Origin of the sequence: Burkholderia sp. Z1 (genome assembly GCF_014893795.1) — a bacterium.
Taxonomy (GTDB): domain Bacteria; phylum Pseudomonadota; class Gammaproteobacteria; order Burkholderiales; family Burkholderiaceae; genus Burkholderia; species Burkholderia theae.
Window position 1 is genome coordinate 68,928 of sequence record NZ_JACFYL010000003.1, and the last position, 25,550, is coordinate 94,477.

Annotated in this window: 18 protein-coding genes; 10 read left to right on the forward strand and 8 right to left on the reverse strand. The window is 63.5% G+C overall.

What is annotated here, in order from left to right; genetic code table 11:
• Positions 1-89: 89 nt before the first annotated feature.
• From rbsK to H3H55_RS32790, 4 genes are all read left to right on the forward strand, one after another.
• Complete coding sequence (gene rbsK, locus H3H55_RS32775; RefSeq protein WP_193102376.1) at positions 90-1,016, forward strand: ribokinase; 927 nt, start codon at positions 90-92, stop codon at positions 1,014-1,016.
• A gap of 60 nt (positions 1,017-1,076) precedes the next feature.
• Positions 1,077-2,396 (forward strand): MFS transporter, encoded by a 1,320-nt coding sequence (locus tag H3H55_RS32780; RefSeq protein WP_193102377.1) that lies wholly within the window; start codon positions 1,077-1,079, stop codon positions 2,394-2,396.
• A gap of 44 nt (positions 2,397-2,440) precedes the next feature.
• Complete coding sequence (locus H3H55_RS32785; RefSeq protein ID WP_193102379.1) at positions 2,441-3,388, forward strand: dihydrodipicolinate synthase family protein; 948 nt, start codon at positions 2,441-2,443, stop codon at positions 3,386-3,388.
• 624 nt (positions 3,389-4,012) lie between these two features.
• Positions 4,013-4,660 (forward strand): hypothetical protein, encoded by a 648-nt coding sequence (locus tag H3H55_RS32790; protein WP_193102381.1) that lies wholly within the window; start codon positions 4,013-4,015, stop codon positions 4,658-4,660.
• A gap of 175 nt (positions 4,661-4,835) precedes the next feature.
• On the opposite strand, the gene fliD is transcribed toward H3H55_RS32790, so the two are convergent.
• Positions 4,836-6,347, reverse strand: coding sequence for a flagellar filament capping protein FliD (fliD, locus tag H3H55_RS32795; protein WP_193102383.1), 1,512 nt, complete (start codon positions 6,345-6,347; stop codon positions 4,836-4,838).
• Positions 6,348-7,403: 1,056 nt separating this feature from the next.
• Here fliD and H3H55_RS32800 point away from each other — a divergent pair.
• Complete coding sequence (locus H3H55_RS32800; RefSeq protein ID WP_048248068.1) at positions 7,404-7,817, forward strand: DoxX family protein; 414 nt, start codon at positions 7,404-7,406, stop codon at positions 7,815-7,817.
• 100 nt (positions 7,818-7,917) lie between these two features.
• On the opposite strand, the gene tssF is transcribed toward H3H55_RS32800, so the two are convergent.
• Genes tssF through H3H55_RS32815 form a run of 3 tightly spaced genes read right to left on the reverse strand, consistent with a single transcriptional unit; the run spans position 7,918 to position 11,395 of the window.
• Positions 7,918-9,741, reverse strand: coding sequence for a type VI secretion system baseplate subunit TssF (gene tssF, locus H3H55_RS32805; RefSeq protein ID WP_193102390.1), 1,824 nt, complete (start codon positions 9,739-9,741; stop codon positions 7,918-7,920).
• Between the two features lie 11 nt (positions 9,742-9,752).
• Positions 9,753-10,262 (reverse strand): hypothetical protein, encoded by a 510-nt coding sequence (locus tag H3H55_RS37470; protein ID WP_226800660.1) that lies wholly within the window; start codon positions 10,260-10,262, stop codon positions 9,753-9,755.
• Positions 10,259-11,395: a hypothetical protein gene (locus H3H55_RS32815; protein WP_193102392.1), complete on the reverse strand. Its 1,137-nt coding sequence runs from the start codon at positions 11,393-11,395 to the stop codon at positions 10,259-10,261. Before H3H55_RS32815 ends, H3H55_RS37470 begins: the two co-directional genes overlap by 4 nt.
• A gap of 342 nt (positions 11,396-11,737) precedes the next feature.
• Here H3H55_RS32815 and H3H55_RS32820 point away from each other — a divergent pair, with 342 nt between their 5' ends.
• From H3H55_RS32820 to H3H55_RS32840, 5 genes are all read left to right on the forward strand, one after another.
• Positions 11,738-13,669, forward strand: coding sequence for a type VI secretion system tip protein VgrG (locus H3H55_RS32820; protein WP_193102394.1), 1,932 nt, complete (start codon positions 11,738-11,740; stop codon positions 13,667-13,669).
• A gap of 40 nt (positions 13,670-13,709) precedes the next feature.
• Positions 13,710-14,141 (forward strand): DcrB-related protein, encoded by a 432-nt coding sequence (locus H3H55_RS32825; protein WP_193102396.1) that lies wholly within the window; start codon positions 13,710-13,712, stop codon positions 14,139-14,141.
• Positions 14,142-14,226: 85 nt separating this feature from the next.
• A complete protein-coding gene (locus H3H55_RS32830; RefSeq protein ID WP_226800661.1) occupies positions 14,227-18,747 on the forward strand; it encodes an RHS repeat-associated core domain-containing protein in 4,521 nt (1,506 codons plus the stop codon).
• Positions 18,744-19,244, forward strand: a complete 501-nt coding sequence (locus H3H55_RS32835) for a hypothetical protein (RefSeq protein WP_193102398.1) — start codon at positions 18,744-18,746, stop codon at positions 19,242-19,244. The genes H3H55_RS32830 and H3H55_RS32835 overlap by 4 nt, the downstream gene beginning before the upstream one ends.
• A 166-nt stretch (positions 19,245-19,410) precedes the next feature.
• Positions 19,411-20,376, forward strand: coding sequence for a dTDP-4-dehydrorhamnose reductase family protein (locus H3H55_RS32840; RefSeq protein ID WP_193102400.1), 966 nt, complete (start codon positions 19,411-19,413; stop codon positions 20,374-20,376).
• Between the two features lie 304 nt (positions 20,377-20,680).
• On the opposite strand, the gene H3H55_RS32845 is transcribed toward H3H55_RS32840, so the two are convergent.
• From H3H55_RS32845 to H3H55_RS32860, 4 genes are all read right to left on the reverse strand, one after another.
• Positions 20,681-22,330, reverse strand: a complete 1,650-nt coding sequence (locus H3H55_RS32845) for a Na/Pi cotransporter family protein (protein WP_129517644.1) — start codon at positions 22,328-22,330, stop codon at positions 20,681-20,683.
• 33 nt (positions 22,331-22,363) lie between these two features.
• On the reverse strand, positions 22,364-23,101 hold the full coding sequence (ugpQ, locus tag H3H55_RS32850; RefSeq protein WP_193102401.1) for a glycerophosphodiester phosphodiesterase: 738 nt from the start codon (positions 23,099-23,101) through the stop codon (positions 22,364-22,366).
• Between the two features lie 52 nt (positions 23,102-23,153).
• Positions 23,154-24,362, reverse strand: coding sequence for a porin (locus H3H55_RS32855; protein WP_413463997.1), 1,209 nt, complete (start codon positions 24,360-24,362; stop codon positions 23,154-23,156).
• A gap of 100 nt (positions 24,363-24,462) precedes the next feature.
• The gene (locus H3H55_RS32860) at positions 24,463-25,545 is read right to left on the reverse strand and encodes a sn-glycerol-3-phosphate import ATP-binding protein UgpC (protein WP_129517646.1); all 1,083 of its coding nucleotides are present in this window, start codon (positions 25,543-25,545) and stop codon (positions 24,463-24,465) included.
• Positions 25,546-25,550: the final 5 nt, after the last annotated feature.

Here is a 25,550-nt window from a genome sequence, read left to right on the forward strand (position 1 = left end):
GACCCTTCCATCCGCATGGCGAAATTTTCATCGACGACGGCCTTCCCGGCCATTTTGTCCGTCGCAAATGTAAGCGATTACATTCGAAAATGAACGACACCCATTCACCGCGTATCGCTGTCGTCGGCAGCGTGAACATCGACCTCGTCACGCGCGCGCCGCGCCTGCCGGTGCCGGGCGAAACGCTGCTCGGCACGGATTTCCAGACCGTTCACGGCGGCAAGGGGGCGAACCAGGCGGTCGCCGCCGCGCGCCTGGGCGCGTCGGTCGCGATGATCGGCTGCGTCGGCGACGACGCGTTCGGTGCGCGCCTGCACGACGCGCTGGCGGCGGAGCGCATCGACGTGACGTACCTGCATCGTGTCGTCGGTACGGCAACCGGAGTCGCGACGATCACGGTCGACGCGCGCGGCGCGAACAGCATCGTCGTCGTGCCCGGCGCGAATGCGTGCGTCGATACCGACCGGATCGACGCAGCGCGCGAAACGATCGCCGGGGCGGCGCTGCTCGTGTGCCAGCTCGAAGTGCCGATCGCCACCGTGGCGCACGCGATTGCCTGTGCGGCCGCACGCCACACGCCGGTGCTGCTCAATCCCGCGCCCGCGCAGCCGCTGTTCGACGCGTTGCTGGCGCGGGTCGACTACCTCGTCGTCAACGAAACCGAAGCCGAGTCGCTGACCGGCATCGCCGTCGGCGACGATGCGTCGGCCGTGCGCGCCGCCGATGCGCTGTGCGCGAAGGGCGTCGGCAACGTGCTGGTCACGCTCGGTGCGCGCGGCGTGTGCTGGCGCGGCAGCGCAGGGCACGGCCGCCATCGGGCAATGACGGTGGTCGCCGTCGATACGACCGCGGCCGGCGACACGTTCGTCGGCGGGTTCGCGGCGGCCCGGGCAGACGGCGCGTCGATGGACGACGCGATCGGCTTCGGCCAGCGTGCGGCCGCGATCAGCGTCACGCGCTACGGCGCGCAGACGTCGATCCCGACACGCGAAGAAGTGGCACGCATGGACGCTTGAATTCCGCACACGACGGAACGGCCGGATCCGGCCGATACCCATGACATGGAGACAATCGAAATGAGCGAAAACCAATCTGTTCCGCATGCGCCGCCGCGGATCCGGCGCGGGCAACGCATCGCGCTCGCGCTGTTGATGGCGAGCGGGATCGTCAACTATCTCGATCGCGGCACGCTGGCCGTCGCGAGCTCGGCGATCCGGGGCGATCTCGGGTTGTCGCTCGCGCAGATGGGGCTGCTGCTGTCGGCGTTCTCGTGGAGCTATGCGCTGTGCCAGTTCCCGGTCGGCGGGCTGGTCGACCGCATCGGTCCGCGCCGGCTGCTCGGCATCGGGCTGATCGTCTGGTCGTTCGCGCAGGCGGCCGGCGGCATCGTGTCCACCTTCGGCTGGTTCATCGTCGCGCGCATCGTGCTCGGCATCGGCGAGGCGCCGCAATTCCCGTCGGCCGCGCGCGTGGTGAGCAACTGGTTTCCGCTGCGCGCGCGCGGCACGCCGACCGGGATCTTCAACGCCGCGTCGCCGCTCGGCACCGCGCTCGCGCCGTTGCTGCTGTCGATCCTCGTCGTGTCGTTCGACTGGCGCTGGGCGTTCATTGTGACGGGCGCACTCGGTCTCGTCGTCGCCGTGGTCTGGTTCGCGCTGTACCGCGATCCGGTGCGTGCGCAACTGACTGCGACCGAGCGCGGTTATCTCGACGCCGATGCGCAAAGCGTGGTTGCGGCGCCTAAACTGACCTTCGTCGAATGGCGCAGCCTGTTCTCGCACGGCACGACCTGGGGGATGCTGATCGGCTTTTTCGGGTCCGTGTACCTGAACTGGGTGTACCTGACCTGGCTGCCCGGCTATCTGACGATGGAGCGGCACATGAGCCTGATCCGTACCGGATTCGCCGCGTCGGTGCCGTTCCTGTGCGGGTTCATCGGCTCGCTGGTCGCCGGCTGGCTGTCGGACCTGGTCACGCGTCGCAGCCGTTCGCCGGTCGTGAGCCGGCGCAATGCGGTGGTGGTCGCGATGCTCGGGATGGTCGCGTTCACGATCCCGGCCGCGCTGGTGCAGAGCAACGTGGTCGCGCTCGCGTGCATTTCGGTCGTGATCTTTCTCGCCAACGCGGCGTCGGCCTGCTCGTGGGCGCTCGCGACGGCGGCCGCGCCGCCGAGCCGTATCGCGTCGCTCGGCGCGATCCAGAATTTTGGCGGTTTTATCGGCGGCGCGCTCGCGCCGATCCTGACGGGCGTCATCGCGCAGAAGTGGTCGTTCGTGCCGGCACTGCTGACTGCCGCGGCGATCGCGTTCGCCGGCGCGATGGCGTACCTGTTGCTGGTGCGCAAGCCGATTCCCGAGCACGCCGCGAACGCCGCGCCCGGCCCGTTGCCGGCCTGAGCCCGCGGTTCGCACCACGTATTCACTGAAGCAAGGAGAAACAGATGCAACACCAGCAGCAATCGAGCGTGACCATCGAGGGGATCGTGCCGGTCATGCTGACGCCGTTCGATGACGCGGGCGCGATCGACTACGCGGGGCTCGAACGGCTCATCGAATGGTATCTGGCGCACGGCTCGGATGCGTTGTTCGCGGTGGCGCAATCGAGCGAGATGCAGTTCCTGACGCTTGCCGAGCGCGCGGAACTGGCGCGCTTCGTGGTCGAGCGGGTGGCCGGGCGCGTGCCCGTCGTCGCGTCCGGGCACATCAGCGACGATCTCGATGCGCAGGTGGCCGAGCTGCGTGCGGCGGCCGAATCGGGCGCGCAGGGCGTCGTGCTCGTGACCAACCGCCTCGATCCGCAGCGCAAGGGCAGCGCCGCGTTGCTCGACCATCTTCACAAGCTGCTCGCGCGATTGCCGTCCGATCTGCCGCTCGGCCTGTATGAGTGTCCGGCGCCCTATCGGCGGCTGCTGTCCGACGACGAATTGCGCGCATGCATCGACACGGGCCGGTTCGTGATGCTCAAGGACGTGAGCTGCGACCTGGCGACAGTGAAGCGGCGTGTCGCGCTCGCTGCAGGATCGCCGCTGAAGATCCTGAACGCGAACGCGGCGATTGCGTGGGACGCGATGAAGGCGGGGTCCGCGGGCTTCAACGGCGTGTTCACCAACTTCCATCCGGATCTCTACCGGTGGTTGCGCACGCAAGGACATACGAATCCGGCGCTGGCCGACGAGCTGTCGACGTTCCTGGTCGTCTCGGCGGTATCGGAGGCACTCGGCTACCCGGCGCTCGCGAAGCTCTACCATCAGCGGATCGGCACCTTCGGGTCGATCAAATGCCGCGCGATCGACTACGACGTGCGCGAACGATTCTGGGCGCTCGACGCGGTGCTCGACAAGATCGTGGCCGGCACCGAGCATTTCCGCCGGCGGATCGCCGCGCAATAGCATGTGATGCGTGCCGTGCGCCGTGCGGATCGGGCGGCGCGCGACACCCGGGCGCGCCGCGCGTGCGGCCGCCTTTGCGTTTGATCGTCAGGAAGCGCGCGGCCGGCGCGTGCGTTTGCTGCAAGAAGAATCGGCACCTCGAGATGCGTCGCGCCATGCGATGTCAACGGTGTGCCTGCAATGCCCCGGATGACAAGAACCCGGCGCTGCGACCGCGTCGCGTGCGCCACGCGACGAAACCGCCTGGATTCCCGAGCGCGTCGATGACGGCACAGCCGTCTGCCGCGCCCGCAAGTCCACACTAGCCGGCCGGTCCGTCTCGATACCCATCGCCACGAACGACAGCGCATCGCCGACACGAGGCCGACGCGCTGTCCTGCCTTCATTCACCACATCACCACAGCCAGCCGCCCGCGATCCGCGGGCGCACCGTCGACGCTCGTCCGGCGTGCCGCGCTGCGTCCCGCGTTGGCCGCTTCCATCGGCCGTCCGACATACCTCCGTGCCGTACGACAAAAGCACACAAATTTAGCCAAACCTTCCCGTCGTTTCCCGTAACAATTCGTAATATTATGCCGCGGTGTGATTTTTACCGACGAACCGTTGAATCCGTATTCACCCTCCATGCAACAAGTGACGACGACAAGCCAGCCACCGATCCTGGCGGCGCCGGTTGATGCCATGCTGCACGCCGTAATCGACGAGGCCGTCCACCGGAGCGTATCGGAGGCGACGACGCGCAGCGGCTACATGCGCTGTGCCGACTACGCGATCGTCGGCGCGCAGGTGCTGACGCTGCTGACCGGTAAGCCTTACCGGCCGTTCGCGGGCGGCGAAGTGATGGATTTCGGCGCCGGCAACTTGTACGCGCTGTGCACGACGCGCGAGCGGCGCCGGACCGCACGGCATCTGTCGCAACTCGCGCGCTATCACTGCTGGATCGAGGCGCGTCACGACGACGTCGGCGGCCGCGCGCGCAAGGAGATCGTCGACTTCACGCTGCGCCACGACGAGACCGTCGCGACCAATCTGGGGATGCCGTTTGCCCGCGCGTATCAGGCTTATTTCTGGGGCTGGGACGACGAGCACACGGTGCCGGCCGAGCTGCGCGATCATCCGGCATTCGCGAAGCAGGGCCCGGTGTGGCGCTGGGCCGAACGCGAATGCACGTCGCTGCTGCGCGCGTACGAGCGCGAGCGGCCAGGCTATTTCGGGCGTCAGGTTTCGCGTGCGATCGATTTGTTTGCGGATCGGGTCGAAGGTCTCGGCTGACGGCACACCCATGTCGGGCGACGAACCGAGTGCAGGCCGCCTGCCGCGATCGCATGAATCGGGCAAGCGCACCCGGCAGGGGCTGGTGCAGCGCCGGGCATGAACCATACCGCCAGGCGATACGCCGCGCGCGGCGGCGCGAGCCGCCGGCGCGTTCAGCGTGCTGCCTGGCCGCTCACTTGTTCGCCAGCGTCCCGCTGCTGTTGGCACCGCCGAACAGCCGCGTCAGGTACTGCGTGTTCGAATTCATCCTGGCCATCAGCGTATTGAGCGCCGTGAACTGCGCCTGATACTGCTTGGTCAGTTGCGCGGCGTAGTCGGACAGATCGGACTGCTGCTGCGTGACGCGCTTCAGGTCGGCGTTCAGTGCGTTCGTGCGCACGTCGATCATGCCGTCCTTCTTCGTGAAGTGCGTGATCTGATCGTTCAGGCGCGTGCCGATCCCGTTCGTCGGGTCGAACAGGCGCGCGGCCGCCGTCGGGTTGGCGGACAGCGCGTCGCCGAGCTTCGCGCTGTCGACGTTCAGCGTGCCGTCCTTCTCGAGCTTGATGCCGATCGCCATCAGGTTCATGCGCCCGTGGCCGTTCTCGGTGGCGGCGCCGTCGACGCCGCGCGCGACGATCGACGCGAGCGAGTTGCGGATCGTGTTCAGCGTCGAATCGCCGATCAGCGCGCCCTGCGTGTTCGCGCCTTCCGTGTAGCTCGTCAGCGCGCCCATCGTCTTGACGGCCGTGTTGTACAGGTTCACGAAATTCGTGATCGTCGCCGCTTGCGACTTCGTGTCGGTGCTGACCGTCAGCGTCTGCGTATCGGTCGCGCTGACCGCGGCCGCCGACAGGTTCAGCGTGATGCCCGTCAACACACCCGACACCGCGTTGCTCGCGCTGGTCGATGCGATCCCGTTGATCGTGAACTTCGCGTCCTGTGCGACGGCGCTTTGCCGCCACGCGGCCGCACTGTTCGCCGAGTCGATCTTCGATGCGCCGCCGGACGTGTCGGCCGTCGACGTGACGCCGAGGCTCGACAGCCCGTTGTCGTTGGCCACGTTGCCGACCGCGACGCTGATCGCGTTCGCCGAGCCCGTCTTCGACGACCCGAGCACGAGGTGCGCGCCGTCCGTGCCGTTGATGACCGTCGCGCTGATCCCCGGGTTGTTCGATGCCGCGTTGATCGCGGCCGCGATGCCCGACAGCGTGTTGTTCGTGCTGCCGACCTCGACCTTGAACGACTGGCTGCCGAGCGACAGCGTCAGCGTGCCGGTGCCGAGCGCCTTGTTCCCGGTGAAACCCGCCGACGACAGCGCCTGCGCGGTGGCGATCTGCGTGACGCCGACCGTGTAGGTGCCGGCGACCGCGCCCGCACCCGACGTCGCGGTCAGGCCCTTGCCGCTCGCGACCGCGGTGAAGGTCGATTGCAGCCCGCCGTTCGTCAGCGACGTGAGGCCCGCCTGGAGCGCGCCCAGTGCCGACGACAGTGCGCCGAATGCGGAAATCCGCGTGCTGCTGGACGTTTGCGACGCGGTAAGCGACGCGGCATGGCCGGCCGTCTTCGCGTTCACCAGCGACTTGACGAGCGCGCCGATGTCCATCGACGGATTGCCGGTCGAGCCGCTGATGATCGATTGCGCCGCCTGTTGCATCAGGCTGTTTGCGTTCGCGCCGCTATTCACGGGCGTGTTCGTTGGCATGGGTGAGCTCCGGTTGAAAGGCGATCCTCAGACGAGCGGCCGCCGAGCCCGCGTGCGGTGATCCGGGCGGCCTCGTCGCGATTCGCCTGCATGCCGTTTCCCGCGCGACGCCTTCCGGGTCCACGGGCGGTGTCGGGGAAACGTAAGAACGTGACAGAGCGCTATCCTATATTTAAATCGGTATTAATTGGTAATTTTTTGTAATGCTTCTTGAGAAAATTGTAGACGGGGTGCGGGCGGGTGGATGCGCGAGGGCGGTTGGCGATTTTTTAGCGTAAGCGCATGATTTTAATTGTATTTATTCGAGGATTTCTGTCGGCATTGAAATCTTGCTGAAAGCATGAATGTTTGATGAAGAAGTTTTCGTGTATTTCGCTAAACATCGAGCGGATCGACTGCGCGGAGAACGCGTGCTTCCCGGCGGGCATCGAGCTGTGAGCCTTGCCCACCGGACGTCATCTCGTTACGTGCGACACCAGGCCACATGCACGTGAAACGCTTTCGCTTGCCGATTTGCATTCCCGGGCCATGTGTCCTGATGCGGAACATGATGCTTCGGCAATTGCAAAGACCGTCGAGTTGTCAGGCTGAAGTGATCGTGAGCAAGTCGCGCATTGAGCGCGTTGCTTAATAACGGTTGTGGCGCGTTGTTGCGGCCGGTTCGCGTCAATTGAAGTCGGGAATAGTTATTGGAGACGGTGACCGGTAAAAGGCCGGGCAATTTTCGTGTTCTTGAAACACGGGAACAGGTTCATGGCGCTGCCCGGTCTGCTGCCATGTACGGCCTCGTCGTCTCCGATTGTCCACTTTTTCGTGACAGCGAATCATGTTTTGACAGATTGATGATTCTTGGTGAGACAGTAGACTGCACTCGTGCTTCGCCGGAACCGATCCGGAGCGCGCCAGGAACGGCGCTCTCCGGATCGGATTCCCCGGCGGCAGGCCGGTCGGCCCGCTGTCCGATTGTGCGAGGAGTGGTCCGTTGCCGGACTGGCGCGCCGATTCGGCGCGCATCGGCACCGGGTGCATCAAACCGTCAATTCAAGGGTGATTGTCATGCGTTACTTTTCGCTGGAATCGAAGAAGGACGAGCTGCTGTTGGCGGCTCGCGTGCTGTTGATGATCCTGTTCGTGCTGTTCGGCTGGCAGAAGCTGACCGGTTTCTCGGGCACGGTCGCGTACATGGCGTCGACGGGTAACCCGGCGCCCGAGCTGGCGGCCGCGATCGCGGTGGCGGTCGAGCTGGCCGGCGGCTTGCTGATCGCGATCGGCTTCTATACGCGTCCGCTTGCACTGGTGTTCGCCGCCTATACGCTCGCAACCGCGCTGATCGGCCATCGCTACTGGGCGCTGCAGGGGATGGACCAGTACATGGCGATGATCAACTTCTACAAGAACGTGAGCATCATCGGCGGGCTGTTGCTGCTCGCGCTGAGCGGGCCGGGACGGTATTCGCTCGACCGCAAGTGAGATAGCGCGGGATTTTCTTGACGCAGGATGGGCTCGGTGCGCGGAAGTGCACCGGGCCTTGTTTTTGTTGGTGGTGGATGGGCTTGCGCGCAGGCGTCGCCTACAGCACCGCCGTCGTGCCGAAGCGCGGCGGGCAGCGCACCCGCTCGCGGCCGGACGCATCGCGGATCACGCACTGCACGAAGCCGTTGGCCGGCGCGAAATGGGCGAAGAACGGGTCGAGCATGCGGCTGCATGCATACAGGCTTGCCGTATTCAATGCGGACGGTTCGATGCTTACCGTGATCTCGATGCCGCGCACGAACGTCGACATGGGTTTGACGGCCGTCCATTGCATGGCGGATCGGTGCGAGACGCCGACGATCGCGTCGATGATCGGCGTCGGCCCCGCGGCGTCGGCCGCCAGCAGGCGCAGCAATGCCCGCAGCGTTTCGACGCTGGCCGGGTTCAGGGTCAGCACATGCGGCGCAAGGCCGGCGACGAGCTGCCAGAGCGCACGCTGTCGACGCGGCACGGTGCGGCAGCGAGAGGCGGCGCGCAACAGCGTCACGCGGCCCGCGAGATTGTCGTTCTCGTTGAACAGGTCGCCGTCGGGGGCGCCGAACGGCAGCGTCGCAGGGTGGTTGCCGTTCGTGCAGGTCAGGCCGAGCATCAGCTGGCCGCCCGATCGTGCAATCGCACGCCCGGTCAGGTCGACGAGCATGATCTCCGGGTGTCGCGACGCGTCGTCGTCGTGTTCGCGTCCGGATGCGAGCCAGTAGGCCGGTGCGTCGCGCGACGACCGTTCATGCACGAAGCCGCGGTAACACGGCACCGGTGTGCCGCCCGCGGTTTCCGGTGCGCCCTCGGCGGCCAGCCGAACCGAATCGATCGAGCGGACGGTGATGCCGCGCATGCTCAACACGTGCGGCGTGATGGCATAGCTCGTGGCGTCGGGCCCGAGCGTGATCGGCATCGCGTCGCGACTGAACAGGTTCACGATCGGCGTGCAGCACAGCCGCAGGTGGTCGGTCGTGATCGCGTCGAGCTGCACGCGTGCGGCAGACGATTCCGGCACGTCGACGATCGGCACGTGCAGCGTCAGCTTTCGGCACGGGCCGGCCGCACGCGCAAGCATCCCGAAGTCGATGTCGACGAATGCGAACTTGTCGGGAAACGCGAAGTATTCGCGCAGCAGGCGCCACGGCGCGTGTTCCGCTTCCGCGTGCGGCACGAGTGCGTCGCGTTCGTCGTACCCGGCCGGCTTTAGCGGAAATTGCGGCAGGCGTTTCCAGTGGCCACTGCGATCGCTTTCGACGAACGCCATCGGTGCATGCAGCAGCATCGCATCGGCCAGCGTGGACGACAGTGCCGGCATGCCGTGGAAGTGGATGCGGATCTGTTCCGGCGTTGCCGCGCGAAACGCGGCTTCATCCGTTAGCGATGCGAACGTAATCGACAGGACGATCGACGTATTCGGCGGCAGCTTGCTGCGCGGCGACAATGCGGCGGCCGGCGCGACGCCGACCCGATCGATCGCGATCGGTGCGAACGTGACGTCGTAGCTGGTCCGGAACCGGCAGGTGCCGGCCCGGTCCTCGAGTTCGGTGCCGCGCGGCACCGTCACGGGTTCGGTCAGCTGGCCGAGCGCGACACCTGCGTCGAACTGCGCGATCGAGCATGACGGAATGGGGCGCAGTTGCTCGGGATAGAGCGTGTCGATGACGGCCTGCGCGAACGCCGGATAGTCGTCGTCGAGTGTCCTGCTGATGCGCGCGCCGAGCAGGGCGAACGACTGCAGCAGCCTGCCGAGATGCGGATCGTCGTTTTCGCCGTCGGTCATCCCGAGGCGCGCGGCGATCTTCGGAAAGCGCGCGGCGAACTCGCGCGTCGAGCGGCGCAGCAGCGCCAGCTCGCGCTCGTAGTGGGGCAGGAGTTCGTCCATCCTCGATCGGGTCAGCGCTGGATGTAGGGCGGTTCCCATTCATGGGGCAGCGAATCGGGGTCGAGCCAGCGGACTTTGCGCAGCGCGCGGTAGATGATGACGAACGGCAGGAGCTTGACGACGGCCGAGACAAACATGACGACGGCCAGCCCCCGATCGATGGGCATCGGGCCCGCGTTCAGGTAGAGCGCGAGGACGAGCAACGGAAGATAGAGCGCCATTGAGACGAACGAGAGCCAGCGAAACAGGCGGACGGCCCAGAGCTTGCCGCGGCCTACGCCGATACCGACCGTGAGCATGACGATCGACAGCACGATCCATGTCGGCAGCATCACGACTTCGTCGCCGACGTGCATCAGCGAGGCGATGCCATAGACGAGTTCCACGAACGTGAATCCCGCAGCCACGAAGAACGCACCGCCTGCAAGGACGGCTTGTGCGGGCGCACCGCGCGGACGATCGCCGGGGCGCTCCGGCTGCGGGTCGTCGAAAGCGATCGACGGTCGATCGAGGTCGGTCATTGCGCGTGCTCCGGATGGCGGCTGATACCGACCTGAAACTGCAACACGGTCGTCGGGTCGCCGGCTCCGGTATCGTTGGCCACGCGCGGCGGCATGAGCAAACCGGCTGCATGGTCCGCGAACTGATGCGTATGTTCTTTCACCCACGCGATGATTTCCGGCCAGTTGTTGGGCGAATTGACGCCGTAGACACCGGTGCCGTAGGTCGTCGTCAAGTAGGCCGGCGCGCCGATGGTCCGCGCCAGCATCAGCTCGCGGTGGGCCTTGTCGAGTTTTCTCTGTGCCTCACGCACGTCGTTCGCGAAACCGCTTGCCTGTCCGCGCATCTGATTGGCCTGTTCACGCATCAGCGCCTGATTCGGGTGATCGAGGTTGTTGCGGGTAAACGTATCGATGTCCTTGCGTTGATTGGCCAGCCGCTTGACCGCCTGAGCGGCTTCCTCCGCTGCTTCGCCGGCTTCCCGTGAAAGCCTGGGCAGTGACGCCAGTGTTCGTACACCGCTGAACGCGAGATCGGGCAAAAGCAGGATCGGGCCGATCGTTTCGACCAGCTTGTAATGCCACGAGTTTTCGAGCGCCTTCCGATGGACTTCGTCGCCGCTCAGCTCGTAGTAGAGCATCTTGCCGTCCTCGAACAGCAGCACGGCAGAGGCGGCGCCGGCGACCACGCCGAGGGCCGGGAGAAGCACGGCGCCCCCGGCGAACAGCAGGCCGAGCGACACGACGCCTGCCAGCACCCCGAATGCATCGCCGGCGACGGCTGCCGCGCCAAATGCAATCTTGTGCTCGCCCATGAACTGCCGTGTCGCCGCGAGCCCCCTGTCGAGCGCCGTCGGCCCCGATGCCGCCGCGACGCGTTGCGACCAGGCGTGCGACAGCTGCGCGATGGTCTGCGGGCTGGCATTGCTCAACGGATCGGGCGCCGCAAGGGGAAACCTCGACGCGGATACGACCAGATCCACCGCATGGCCGTCGGCGTCGGGAAGCGCGGGCTTGAGCCGCGCCGCGGCCAGGCCGTCGAAGAAGATCACGCCTGCCTTGGGGCCGAGTACCCGTCCGGCGAAATTCGACAGGTGAAACTCGGCGTCGGCCCGGTGGCAATAGGGTTCCCACAGTGCGGGTGATTTCGGCATGGCGTCGTATTAATAATGCTGAGTTGATTATCGATGAGGCCAGTGAGCGTGCCGACGCTTTCGGCGATCAGCCGCAAATATAATCCGGCTGCATGACGAAAACCAGCCGGTTGGGCGAAAGGAAGTCGTTGTCAATAAAGGGAAAGTTATCAGAAAGGTAATAATTCCCGGATTGTATTTCAAGTTGATTTTATGTCGGTAATTATTTCTATATCGATTATTGGGGTTCGTTCGTTGAACTGTCAAATAACGATTCCGGAGTCCCCTTTTTGGCCGGTCGTGGATTATGATTTTCCGGCTTGATACCCGAGACAAGGGCAAAAGCAATCTGAGGGGGCCATTATGCAATTGTCCGATCTGGCAGGTTTTCTCAACCTGCAGAACAGCCGTCTGCTGACGATCAAAACACCCTTGTCCGGGGCGTCGGAACTCGTGCTGGGCGACTTTCAATGCAATGAGGGGCTGTCGGTTCTGTACGACATGCAACTCGGACTCGCGTCGAGAAACCCGAACATCGAGTTGAAGCAGATGATCGGGCAACCCGTGACGGTATCGTTGCAGTTGAGCAATGCGCTGGCGAGCAGCGACGAACGGGTTTTCCATGGTTACGTGACGCAGTTCGCGCATACCGGAACCGACGGCGGGCTGGCCAGTTATACGGCAACCGTGCGGCCGTGGTTGTGGATGCTGTCGCGTCGCGTCGATTCGCGCATTTTCCAGGACAAGAATGTCCAGGATATTCTCGGAGAGGTTTTTTCGCGTTACTCGAAACTCGCGTCCTACGAGTTTCGTGTATCGAGAACGCTGAAGCCGTACAGCTATTGCACGCAATACCGGGAAACCGATCTCAATTTCGTGCTGCGCCTGCTGGAGCAGGACGGGTTGTTCTTCTATTTCGAGCATGCGAAGGACAGCCACAAGCTGATCGTGACCGACGCGTCGACCAATGCGAAGCCGATCGACGGCACTTCGGCACTGCGCTATGCCGCGGCCGGCGAAGCATTCGACGACGAAAGCGTGGTCACGCAATGGGTCGCGCAGCGACACCTGTCGTCCGATAGCGTCAGCATGAAGACGTTCGACTACAAGGTGCCGAATGCGCGGCGCTATGTGTCCGGCGACGCACCGATCAAACAGGGCGACGTCGACCACTACGAGATCTACGACTATCTCGGCGGGTACGGTTTCGATTCCACGGATCATGGCGAAGAGCTGGCGCGCTTCCGGCTGGAGGCGCTGGCCGCCAACGGCAAGGCATTCTCCGGCGCCACCAACTGCCGCACGCTGTCGCCCGATCGCTATTTCGAACTGACCGATCACTACGATCCCGGCAGCGCCAACGAGACCGACCGGCAATTCCTGGTGACGGCCGTGCGGCACCACGGCATGAACAACTACCAGTCGAACGAAGGCTCGGGCCGGTATTCGGCGAGCTTCCAGTGCATCCGCAAGAAGATTCCGTGGCGGCCGTTGCTGTCGGTGGTCAAGCCGGTCATCGCCGGTCCGCAGACGGCGATCGTCGTCGGGCCGAAGGGCGAGGAGATCCATACGGATTCGCTCGGCCGCGTGAAGGTGCAGTTCCACTGGGATCGCCTCGGCAAGCGCGACCAGAGCAGTTCGTGCTGGGTGCGTGTCGGTCAGCCGTGGGCCGGCGGCGGCTTCGGCGGCGTGCAGATTCCGCGTATCGGCGACGAGGTGGTCGTGTCGTTTCTCGACGGCGACCCCGACCGGCCGATCATCATCTCGCGCGTGTACAACGCGCAGAACATGCCGCCGTGGAAGCTGCCGGAGAATGCGACGCAGAGCGGCATCCTGTCGCGCTCGACCAAGGGCCACTCGGGTACCGCGAACGCGATTCGTTTCGAGGACAAGCAGGGCGAAGAAGAGCTTTGGCTGCAGGCCGAACGCGACATGCGCACCGAGGTCGAGCACGACGAGTTGCGCGTCGTCGGCAACGATCATCGCTGGGCCGTCGGCCGCAATCACACGCTCAACGTCAAGGTCGATCATGCGTCGAACACCGGCAACAACCAGACGGTCGGCGTGGGCAGCGGCTTTGCGATGACGGTCGGTGCGCTGCCGCCCGACAACGCGCCGCCGCCCGACGCCGGCACCTACACGCTCAACGTCACCGAACAGATCGTGATCCAGTGCGGCAAGGCGCGCATCACGCTGACCAAGGACGGCGTCATCCGGCTCGAAGGCGTGCAGATCGTCGAGAACGCGTCGGACTACTTCCTGATGCAGGGCAAGAAGATCGATCTGAACCCCTGACCGGCGAGGGCGCCGGATTATTCCGAAGACGACAACGCATATGAAATATCTCATTCAGGAAGGCAGTTTCGATGTGCCGTCGCTGACCGACGATCGCACCGTCAACGTGCTGACGCTCGCGCATCCGCAGACGAGCGGCACGTACCAGATCGTCGTCAGCCGCGACCAGCTCGTCGGTGGAGAGGATCTCGAACGCTGCATGCAGCGGCAGATCGGCCTGATGACGCGGCACGTGACGGGTTTCAAGGAGATTGCGCGGCGGCAGGTCGAGATCGGTGCGCAACACGTGCCGGCGCTGGAGCTCGAGAGCACGTTCCGGCAGTCGGGTTCGACGTTTCACCAGATCCAGGCGATGACCGTCGTCGACGCGCCGCGCCTTCTCGTCATCACGCTGTCGAGCCAGACGCCGTTGTCGGACGAGCATCGCACCGCGTGGAAGCAGTTGCTGGATAGTTATCACCCTCACGGATAGGACACACCTACTTCATCGAACGCCGAGTGCCCGTGCTTGCGTTCCCGGCGCGGCCATTCCGTAACGAATCAGGATCGATCCCGTCATGTCCCTGCTCGCCGCTGCCCGCCTGGGCGATACTTTTACCCATACGTCCCTGCTCGCGCAGATGCTCAAGGTTGCGTCGACCATCGGGGCCGGGTTGCTGGTCGGCGCGGCGATCGGGGCCGCAGCGGTCTTCATCGTCGGGACGGGCGGGCTTGGCGCGGTCGTTGTGGGTGCGATCGTCGGTGCGGTGCTGTCGCAAGTCGTTAACGCCGCGACGTCGAAGTTCCTCGGCAGCGATTCATTGGAGGGATATCTATCAGAAAAGGCAGGAGAACTGATCGATAGCTTCATTCCCGGCGAAGTGAAGGGCGCGATCCTGACCGGCTCCGCCGATGTATTCGTCAACAGCAAGGGCGCCGCGCGCGCGGCAGGCGTGCCGAAGCCGCCGCTCCCGGTCGGGGTCGAACCGCAGTCGGTCGCCGACCTGTTCACGCCGGTCGACCAGGATCTGGTCGGTTGCACAAATCACCCGAATCCGAAAGGCGAGCATCTGGCCGAGGGTTCGTCGAGCGTCTTCATCAATGGCCGGCCCGCATCGCGCATCAAGGATGCGACGACTTGCGACGGCAAGATCAATACCGGCTCCACCAACGTCAGCATCGGCGGCGAGCGGTTGCGCGTGCGGGAAGTCACGAGCGAGATGCCGCCGTGGCTCGCGACGATCGCGAAGTACGCGGGTCTTGCGATCGCGATCTGCCAGGCGTTGCGCGGTCACGGATCGCTCGCCAGCAAGCTGGCGTGTTTCGCGATGAACTTTGCGATCAACGTCGCCGCGGACAAACTCGTCAGCACCGCGATGTCCGGCCGCCTCGGCCATCCGGTTCACCTGCCGACCGGCGCGAAGATTCTCGACGGAAACGAGGACCTGGATTTCGTGCTCGACGCGCCGGTGCCGATCGTCTGGCAACGCTTCTACAGCAGTCTCGATCCGCGCACGGACCGGCCGCTCGGCCGCGGCTGGAACGTGCCGTATGCGGTCGAACTGCGGCTCGGCGCTGGCGGCGAGAATCCGCATCTGTGGATCGACGCGCAGGGGCGGCGGACGCCCGTGCCCGATCTCCAGCCGGGGCAGAAATACTTCAACCGCAGCGAGGCGCTGACCTTCGCGTGCACGCCGGGCGGCCACTGGATGATCGAGCAGGACGACGGCACCTGTTTCGATTTCGGCTTGCCGGTGCCGGGAGAAACGGTCCAGACGCTGCGCCCGCGCGTGATCGAGGATCGCAACGCCAACTGGCTCAATTTCCATTACGACGCGCAGGGGCGGCTGGTCGAGCTCGCGACGATGGCCGGCCATCGCGTGACGATCGACTATGACGCCGTGCATGCGCAGCGAATGGCGCGTGTGATGCTGCATACCGATGGCGGAACGGAATGCCTGGTGAACTATGGCTATACCGCCGACGGGTTGCTCGAGCGCGTCGCCGACGGCGACGGCACGGAGCGGCGCCGGTTCGCCTATGACCCGGCCGCGCGCATGACGATGCATCGGCTGCCGAGCGGGCAATCGGCGTTCTACGCATGGGAGGAGTTCGAGCGCGATGCGCTTGCGGAAGAGAACGGCCTCACGGGGCGCGAGGCGCGTGTCGTCGAGCACTGGACGGATGACGGCGAGCGTTATCGACTGACCTACGATTTCGCGCGACAGGCCACCCGTGTGACCGACCATCTGGGCCGCGAGCAGCTGTGCGAATGGAATGCCGATTACCTGGTGACCGCGCATACCAATGCGCTGGGACAGACCTGGCGGTTCGACTGGAGTCCGTCTCGCGAGCTGCTGCGCATCGTGGAGCCGGGTAATGCGACGACGCAGCTTCGTTATGACGACGAGCGCGGTTTGCCGACCGAGCTGACGAACGCGCTGGGGCAGACGACGCAGTTCGAGTGGCATCCGATGTGGATGACGCTCGAGCGCCAGACGCTCGCGGACGGGCGCCTGTGGGAATACGAGTTCGACATGCGCGGCAATTGCGTGGGCGAGATCGATCCGCTCGGGCAGCGCACCGAGTTCCGGCTCAACCGCCAGGGCAGGCCAGCAGCGATCGTCGACGCGCGCGGCGGGATCGCGCAGTTCGGCTGGGACCGGCAGCACCGGTTGATCGCCCGCACCGATTGTTCGGGGATCACGACGCGGTTCGAGTATGACGCGCGGGGGCGCGTCACCGCGCTCGTCGACGCACTCGGCCATGCGACGCGCTATCGTCATGACGGCCGTGACCGGACCATCGAGGTTCAGTTGCCGGACGGCAGCGGCCAGCAGTACCGCTGGTCCGCGGCCGACGGCCTTGAGGCTGCCGTCGACGGCAACGGTCATGCCACTTCGTTCGACTACGATGCGGCCGGACGCGTGACATCGAGAACCGATGCGAACGGGCATCGGGTCAGCCTCGAATACGACGCGGCCGGGAACCTGTGCACGCTCTACAACGAAGTCCGCGACAGCTACCGGCTCGCGTACGACGCTGCCGATCGGGTGATCGAACAGGTCGGTCCGGACGGCATGCGCGTCGAATACGAGCACGACGCGCGCGGTGCGCCGATCGTGGTCAGGCAAGGTGCCGGTACGCCGCAGCAGATCACGGTCGGGTTGACGCGCGACGCGCTCGGGCGTCTGGTCCGCAAGCGTACGCCCGAGACCGTGACGACGTACGGCTATGACGAGGCGGGGCGGCTCGAACGCGTCGCGCGAACCGATCGCGACAACCAGCCGATCGATACGGTGACGTTTGCGTACGACGCGCTGGACCGGCTGGTCGAGGAAGTGGCGGAGACGGTCGGCGACGATGGCCAGGTGCTGGCGACGCGATTGGCGCACGAATACGATGCGCTCGGCAATCGAACGGCAACCACGCTGCCGGGCAACCGGACCGTGAACTGGCTGTACTACGGCAGCGGCCATTTGCATCAGATCGCATCGAACGACGAGGTCGTGTGCGACTTCGAGCGCGATCGGCTGCATCGCGAGGTGAGTCGTACGCAGGGTGCGCTGACACTGGCGACGGGCTACGACAGCCTGTCGCGGAAAGTGGCGCAATGGATCGGCGACGCGCAACACGCACCGGGCGCATGGACCGCGTTCGGCGCGCGGCAGGGGCAGGACGTGCTGCGCAAGGCGTTTGCGTATGACCGTGCGGGCGAACTGACCGCGCGAATCGATCCGCTCGGCGGCGAACTGACGTACAGCTACGACCCTGCCGGGCGCTTGCTGGGCAGCGCGGCTGCGGGCGCGGGCGGTCGGACGGATGCGGCGGGTGTGCTGACGGAGCAGTTCGCGTACGACGCGGCGTCGAATTTGCGGCCGTCCGGGCAACCGGGCCGCGTCGAAGGCAACCGGCTGCTGATGAGCGGCGACCGGCGCTACCGGTATGACGTGCATGGCAGGCTCATCGAGAAACTGATCGGCGGTCATACGATCCAGCGTCTGAAGTACAACGCCGAGCATCAGTTGATCGAGGTGAACACGAATCGACGCGGTGTCGAGCAGACGGTACGGTTCCGCTACGACGCGCTTGGACGCCGGACCGAAAAGCGCGATGCATTCGGCACGACACGTTTCGTGTGGGACGGGATGCGTCTCGCGCAGGAGCAGCGCGGGCATCAGGCGGTGACGTATCTGTATGAGGGGGGCGGGTATGTGCCGCTCGCGCGAATCGACGCGCTTCATGAAGACAGTCACTGGCTGTGGCGGCTGTATCACGAGGATGAACGGAACAAGCCGCCGGCGGATGCGAAGCCGGACGCGAAGATCTATTACTTCCATGCGAACGTGAGCGGTGCGCCAGAGGAATTGACCGACCGCGACGGCAAGGTGGTGTGGCGGACGCGGTATCGTGCGTGGGGCAATACGGTGCTGCAGGAGTATGCGCAGGAGTTCCAGCCGAACCCGGTCGGCGATGTCATGCAGCCGCTGCCCCAGACGCTGAGATTCCAGGGGCAGTATGAGGACCTGGAGACGGGGTTCTGCTACAACACGTTCCGGTACTATGACCCGGACGTCGGGCGGTTCATCACGCCGGATCCGATCGGGTTGGCGGGTGGGTTGAATCAGTATCAGTACGCACCGAATCCGTTGATTTGGATTGATCCGCTTGGGCTTGCGTGCGGCTTGGCGACACGAAAGAACAGTCGTGGGCAATGGATCGACGAAAGAGGACGATTCGCAAAAGCGCCTCCGGAGCCCAACTTCACGCACGAATCGTATTTGCATGAGGCCGGATATCACCCGAACGCTAATGCAGGTGGCCATGCATATGGGTCCGCCCAAACGGGCAAGAGCAAGTTCTCGATGGGAGAGGGCGGTAGCAAATTTTCGCAGGAAGTCTATGATCACCCCGATGTGACCGCCACGCAGCAATCCAGTGGCAGATGGAAATACGAAGTGAGCGACATGGGAAGACAGACGGGTACAACACAGTCCGGTGGGGTGGCGCGAGGTGGACGAGTGATCGTCGAGGGGAATCCGTCCGTGAATCCCAACACGTACAATCCTGGTGATGTGGTAACGCAATTTCCAAAATGAAACCTCTTCCTTCTTATATCGAAGAAGCACTGCACAAACCTATCGATTACTCGGCAGATTTTACGGCGCGAGTTTCGTCTCTTCGGGGTGTGCTTTCGAAGGAGCTCGGAGTTCCTTTCGCCCATGATGCGGGGATGGATTATTCGCCGGCACAGTTTGTTTCGTTCGTTTGTGGTGCAAGTGATGTTGGTGAAAAATCCAATTATTCTTTCGACGTTAGATATTACATATCATCAAGGGCGAATCTCTTTGCTGTATATGTATTCGATAAAAAATTGACTGTCGTGGGCGATCGGGAGCTTAACCATCCGATTGACACGGGAAGATTGCCGCCTCGGGTTCAGGAGGTGATTGCTCGTGGCGATGCAGTCCTTCAGGAAAGCGGCTACCGTGAGGTTGGTTTCGAGTTCTTCAAGATCCATGCGCCAGGTTGCGAAACACAGATGGACGGCTTACCAGCCAATATATTCGAGACCCTTTTTACGGAAATTGTATAAGCGGCGAAATATATTTGCATTGCATCGCGGTGTGGTGGCATGGTTTCGCGTGATCCGGAGTGGCGCATAGCTGCTGACCGCTCGTCTTTTCCGCTATCCTCCGCACGACCACAGCTCGAACGCCAAACGCAACCTCGCGCTCCCTACGTCACCCGAATCGCCACCCATGCCAAGCCCAACCTCGTCGACCGAACTTCCATCCATCCTCCTCATCGGTGCCTCCGGCCTGCTCGGCCGCGCGGTCGCCGCGGCCCTTGTCAGCGAACCGTCGCTGTCCCTCATCGCGACCATCCGGAACCCGCAGAGTGCGGGCGCGAAACTGCTGGCACTGCCACCGGACAACATCACCGAACTCGACGCCCTCGACCAGCCGGCCCTCGAACACCTCTTCGAAACCCGCAAACCCGCCGCCGTCATCATTTGCGCCGCCGAACGCCGCCCCGACGTCTGCGAAAACAACCCCGCCGCCGCCCGCGCGATCAACGTCACCGCACCGGCCCGCATCGGCGCGCTCGCCGCGCGATATGGCGCGTGGACGCTCGGCATCTCCACAGACTACGTATTCGACGGCAAGGCCGCCCCGTACCGTGAAGACGCCACCCCGAATCCGCTGAACATTTACGGCCGCACGAAGCTGGAAGGCGAGGCGGCACTCCTCGCCGCGTCGCCGCTGTCATGCGTGCTGCGCCTGCCGTTGCTGTACGGCCCGATCGCCGACTGGAGCGAATCGGCCGTCACGAGCCTCGTCCCGGCGATCGTCGCTTCCGCGCGCCCGGGTGCCGACGCGGTCGGCATGGACGCATGGGCGATCCGCTACCCGACCTACACACCGGACGTCGCGCAGGTCATCCGCGATCTGACGCTGCGTCATCTCGCCGGCGCGTCCGTCACGGGCATCCGTCATTGGTCGGGTGAAGAGCCGATGACGAAGTACGACATCGCGCGGCGGATCGCGGCCGCGCTCGGCATTGACGCATCGCTTACGCGGATCGACCAGCCGACCGACGCGACGCCGCGCCCGTACGATTGTCATCTGGATGCTTCGCGCGTGCGCCAGCTCGGGATCGATTACGCGACGTCGTTTGATACCGCGTTGCGCACCGTGCTGGGCGGTGCGCCGCAGGCGCTGTAGGATCGGGCGCTACTGGACGCATGACGACGGCAGTCCGGGTTTGCCCCGGCGTCGGTCAGTGCGGCAGGAGGGAGTCTGACTCGCCGCACGAGGTCCATTCATGAACATACGGGAACCCGTCAACGCAGTCGCGGCCGGCGAAGCCATCCACGCCGTGCCGCTCGTCGGTCCAGGGAAAAAATAGCGGGCGTCCGGATTCCAGAATGCCCGCCGAAAAATTGACCCTGGATGGAGAGACGACATAAGGGTCAATGGGAAGGACGATCAAAAGGTCGTTCTTTCGATCGAATGCAGGGTCAATAACTTAACCGTTCGTGCGTTCACGCAGACGTGATCTGTGCAGCTTGCTCGCCGTTTCCAGCACCGAGTAAGACGTTGAGCAAAACAGCGAGTTCAATCGTCTCATATCGCTCAGCATGTCAAGATGCAGTGCGCTTGTTTCGATGCTGCGTAACGTCTGGTTCACCAGTCGATCGACGTGCGCGTTCGCGTACTTCCGTTCCAGATCCCTGAAGCATTCTTTTTCGATCAACAGTTGTTCCGCGCAGCGCAGGTCGTTGTTGAAAAACACCGACAATCCGAGCTGAAGATTGCTCTGAAGCCTCGTGTACAGGTCGTTGAGTTCCGCGGCGCCTTCTTCCGAGAACTCCAGACGCTGCGCTATCTTCCTTTCCTTCACGTCGTTCGCAATGCGCTCGATGATATCTCCGGCATGCTCAAGGTTGATGGTCAACGCAAATATGTCCGTCCAGCGTTGATTGTCCGCGTCGTCGAGGTCTTCACGGGAAATGCGAGACAGGTATTGCTTGGTCGCACGGTAAAGCTCATCCACGTCGTTATCGAGCAGAACCGTTTCCGTCGCTTTCGTGGCGTCATTGCTCCGGATCAATTCCCCGACGTTGCCGAGCATCGAGCGAATGATGTCGCCAACGCGCAGCACTTCACGAGCGGCATTCGCGAGCGCCAGGGTCGGCGTAGTCAGCGCGGTTTCGTCCAGATGCAGCGGACGAATGCCGTCCGTGGGCATGGGCTTGTCCGGCAGGAAGCGGGTGCAGAGAGTCGCGACCGGCCCGATGAACAGAAGGCACACGACGCAACGTGCCACGTTGTAGACCAGGTGAAAAGTCACGACGGTTTCGCGTGCATCGGCAGTCAACAGCGGCAATCCGTCTGCGAGCATTGCGGCGAACGGAAGAATCAGGACGGCGCCTGCAAACTTGAACAGCAAACTGCCGGCCGACAAACGACGGGCGGCTGCGTTCTGCGCGAGTGTGCCGAACATCGCGAGCATGCCGCTACCGAGGTTTGCGCCCACGACGAGACACAACGCCACTTTCAATGAAATCACGTGGGAGGCAGCCAGCGTGGCGGTCAACAAGACCGCGGCGAGACTCGAATAGGACACGATCGCGAACGCGGCGCCGACCAACGCATCGAGCATCGTATCGCCGGTCAGTGCGCCGAACATCACGCGAATTCCGTTCCCTTCCATCATCGGTTGCGCCGCTTCGACGATCAAATGCAAGGCCAGCAGGATCATGCCCAGACCGATCCCGGTGCGGCCGATTTGCCCGACGCGATGTTGTTTTCTCGACAGGAACAGAAAGACGCCGACGAGGATGAAAAGCGGAGACAGCCACGATAGATCAAGCGTCAGCACACGGGCCATCAAGGCCGTACCTACGTCCGCGCCGAGCAGGATGGCGAGCCCGCTCGTCAGCGGCAGCAGATTTTGCGCGGCAAACGATGCGACGATGACCGCCGTCGCGTTGCTGCTTTGCACGAGGCTCGTCACGCCGATGCCCGCCGCGAATGCTCTGAGCTTGCCGTCGGTGCTGCGGCTGATCATGGTGCGCAGGTCCGAGCCGAATACGCGCAGGATACCGGTGCGCACGATGTGCGAACCCCACACAAGCAGCGCGACGGCCGAAAGAAGATTCAGCAAAATAAGCATGACCCGCTTATTCCCCCTAAGTTCTGATTTGATTCAGCAACGAAGCAGATCAGGACGATCCGTGCAAATGTGATCGACGCCCATGGAAAGCAACGCTTGCGCCGCATCGACGTCGTTCACGGTATACGCCATCACCTTGAGTCCCAGCGCGTGCATTTCCTTGACGATTTCCGCGTTCAGGAACGTATGCTTGACGTGAACCGATGAGCAATCGAGCCGTTTGACGATGTCTTTCCAGTCCGCGGGGATGTCCTTGAACAGCATCCCGACCGGAAAGTCCGGCGCGCATTCCCGGAACACGGCAAGCATTTCCTGGGAGAACGACGACACCAGCGGCCACCTGTCCTTCCAGAACATATTCAATGCACGCGCAACGTGTGTCGCCGTGCGCCGTTCGTTTCCGGGACAGGACTTCATTTCGATGTTGGCCAGGATGTCGTGACGCTGACAAACAATCCCCATCTGGTAGAGGGCCGGCAACTTCTCGCCCGCGAATTGCTCACCGAACCACGAACCGGCATCGAGGTTGTACAGATCGATCCATTGCCATTCGTTCGACATCCCGTGCCCGTTCGTCGTGCGTTCCAGCGTATCGTCGTGCATCAGGAACGGCACGTTGTTTGCGGTCAGACGCACGTCGAATTCGACCATTCGGTAGGCGTGTTTCACGCACACGTCGATACCTGAAACAGTATTCTCCGGGGCCAGCGTGCCGCCGATACGATGCGCGAGAAAAGTCGGGTAGACCCACGGAGCGCTTGTCGTCGTCATATATCTTCTCGTCGAAAAGCTCGGCGTCGGGAAACGCCGAGCGCCGGTTGATTTAGAAGCGATGGATCAGACCGCCCGCCGCGACGAACTGCGAGCGGCCGGACGACGGCGTACCGTTCATGCCGTCACCGACGTTCGCGGTGGCCTGGATGATCCCGCCGTTCGTGCCGAGCGTTTCGCCGGTCGCGCGCTGGTAGCCCTGAACCAGGTAGAGGCCCGTGCGTTTGGACAGGCTGTAGTATTGCGACAAGCTGAATTGCTGGTATTGCGCAGCTTTCTCGATGCCGTTCGATTGCGATGCGCGCGTATAGGCGTAGCCGGCCGCGAAGTCCCAGACGACGGACGGTTTCCAGTGCAGCACGGCACCGGCCGAGTTGAATACGGCCTTGTTCCTGAAACTCGAGCCCGTCCCCGGCGTGTATTGCACGTTCGAATACGACGCAGAGACATCAAACGCACCGGAAATCTGGTAGCCCGTCGTCACGGCAATACGCTGTTGGGATTGCGCTGTCTGGTAGCCGTTCGTGAGCGCTGAAACTCCCGCCTGGCCGCCCGATGACGTGGTGGAGTTCGCGCCCCACGCACCACCACCCGACGTGGAATTGTTGATTTTCGTGTAGCCGGCTGCGATACCGAATGGCCCGTTCAGGTACTGCACGCCCGCGGCGATCGTGGAACCGCTGTTGAAGCTGCCGGCAACGCCACCCATCGAGTAGGACGCTGCGGCCGTCAGGCCGTTCCACGTCGGTGTCTGGTATAGAAAGGTGTTGTTCGCACGGTAACCGGTGTCGAGCGAATCGATATCGCCCGGATGCGCGCCGGTAAAGCCGGTGAGGTAATTCGTCGGGCTGTACGGCGACAGCATCGTGTAATAGGCCGTGTTCATGCGCCCCAGCTTGAACGTACCGAACGCGGGGTTCGTCACGCCGAGCGACGCTTCACGGCCGAACTCGGCGTTCGCGAACTGTTGATTGCCGTTGGCGGTGTTGAACCCGGATTCGAGCCTGAAGATCACCTTCGTATTGCCGCCCAAATCTTCGGAACCCATGAGGCCGAATCGACTGCCTGCCCACGCGCCGGTGTTGAATTTGACAGCCGATTTTCCGCCGCTCGTGGAACCGACCGACGACTGGTTGCTCACGTAAGCGAGGCCGTTGTCGACGAGGCCGTACAGCGTCACGCTGCTTTGAGCGAACGTCGCTTGTGCAAACAGCGCTTGTGCGGCAGTGCCCACCAATACCCATCCGAACTTGTTTTTCACTGAGGTCTCCTAAAATTTGAATTCGTTTTTTTATGATTGGACGTTTTCTATATGTCTCCTCCTGCCGGGAAATTGCGCTGATGAAGCCGGGTGCCCGTGGTTAGTTCACGCGCTGTTTCGTCTGCGGATCGAAGAAATGCAGCTTGTCCGCAGGTAGCGACACCTGCAGGTTGGCGCCGCGTGCAGGGCGATCAGCGTGCGGCAGCCGAACCGAAAGATCGTGCGTGCCCCACCGGCCATGCACCAGATTGTCTGCGCCAAGCAATTCGCACGAGTCGACAGACAGCGTCGCCGATGGTGTATCGGCACGCGGCGTCATGTGTTCAGGGCGGATGCCAAGAATGATTTCCCGTCCGCGCGCGATCGCGAAGGGCATACCCTGCGCACCGGCGACCGGAAGCGCCGGGCCGTTGGCGACGTTGAACGTCTTGCCGTCTTCACTCAGTTCGCCGTGCAGCAGATTCATGGCTGGCGAACCGATGAAACTGGCGACGAACGTCGTTGCGGGCTTTTCGTAAATGTCGATCGGCGTGCCGATCTGCTCCGCATAGCCCTTGTTCATCACGATCACGCGTTGAGCCAGCGTCATCGCCTCGATCTGATCATGCGTGACGTAGACACTGGTCGTTTTCAGACGCGCGTGCAGCCGCTGAATCTCAAGACGCATTTGCACGCGCAACTTCGCATCCAGATTCGACAGCGGTTCATCGAACAGGAACACGGACGGCTCGCGCACAATCGCTCGACCCATTGCCACGCGCTGGCGTTGACCGCCCGACATCGCGCTCGGCTTGCGTTCCAGCAGCTGCTCCAGGTCGAGAATTTTCGCGGCGGCCGCCACTCGCGTATCGATCGTCTTCTTGTCGACGCCGCGAATCTTGAGGCCGTAACTCATGTTCTGCGCAACCGTCATGTGCGGATACAGCGCGTAGTTCTGAAATACCATCGCGATATCGCGGTCCTTCGGTTCCAGCGTGTTCACAACGCGCTTGCCGATTGCGATGTCGCCCGACGTGATGTTTTCCAGCCCCGCGATCATGCGAAGCAGCGTCGATTTCCCGCATCCGGACGGACCCACGAGCACGACGAATTCACCGTCGGCAATATCCACGTTGATACCGTGCAGGACGGTATGCTTTTCGTCGTAGGATTTCTTGACGTTCCTCAGGCTCAGCGTAGCCATTTCAA

Coding starts and splice junctions, on each gene's coding strand:
- rbsK (WP_193102376.1), top strand. CDS start 90: ATGAACGACACCCATTCACCGCGTATCGCTGTCGTCGGCAGCGTGAAC.
- H3H55_RS32780 (WP_193102377.1), top strand. CDS start 1,077: ATGAGCGAAAACCAATCTGTTCCGCATGCGCCGCCGCGGATCCGGCGC.
- H3H55_RS32785 (WP_193102379.1), top strand. CDS start 2,441: ATGCAACACCAGCAGCAATCGAGCGTGACCATCGAGGGGATCGTGCCG.
- H3H55_RS32790 (WP_193102381.1), top strand. CDS start 4,013: ATGCAACAAGTGACGACGACAAGCCAGCCACCGATCCTGGCGGCGCCG.
- fliD (WP_193102383.1), bottom strand. CDS start 6,347: ATGCCAACGAACACGCCCGTGAATAGCGGCGCGAACGCAAACAGCCTG.
- H3H55_RS32800 (WP_048248068.1), top strand. CDS start 7,404: ATGCGTTACTTTTCGCTGGAATCGAAGAAGGACGAGCTGCTGTTGGCG.
- tssF (WP_193102390.1), bottom strand. CDS start 9,741: ATGGACGAACTCCTGCCCCACTACGAGCGCGAGCTGGCGCTGCTGCGC.
- H3H55_RS37470 (WP_226800660.1), bottom strand. CDS start 10,262: ATGACCGACCTCGATCGACCGTCGATCGCTTTCGACGACCCGCAGCCG.
- H3H55_RS32815 (WP_193102392.1), bottom strand. CDS start 11,395: ATGCCGAAATCACCCGCACTGTGGGAACCCTATTGCCACCGGGCCGAC.
- H3H55_RS32820 (WP_193102394.1), top strand. CDS start 11,738: ATGCAATTGTCCGATCTGGCAGGTTTTCTCAACCTGCAGAACAGCCGT.
- H3H55_RS32825 (WP_193102396.1), top strand. CDS start 13,710: ATGAAATATCTCATTCAGGAAGGCAGTTTCGATGTGCCGTCGCTGACC.
- H3H55_RS32830 (WP_226800661.1), top strand. CDS start 14,227: ATGTCCCTGCTCGCCGCTGCCCGCCTGGGCGATACTTTTACCCATACG.
- H3H55_RS32835 (WP_193102398.1), top strand. CDS start 18,744: ATGAAACCTCTTCCTTCTTATATCGAAGAAGCACTGCACAAACCTATC.
- H3H55_RS32840 (WP_193102400.1), top strand. CDS start 19,411: ATGCCAAGCCCAACCTCGTCGACCGAACTTCCATCCATCCTCCTCATC.
- H3H55_RS32845 (WP_129517644.1), bottom strand. CDS start 22,330: ATGCTTATTTTGCTGAATCTTCTTTCGGCCGTCGCGCTGCTTGTGTGG.
- ugpQ (WP_193102401.1), bottom strand. CDS start 23,101: ATGACGACGACAAGCGCTCCGTGGGTCTACCCGACTTTTCTCGCGCAT.
- H3H55_RS32860 (WP_129517646.1), bottom strand. CDS start 25,545: ATGGCTACGCTGAGCCTGAGGAACGTCAAGAAATCCTACGACGAAAAG.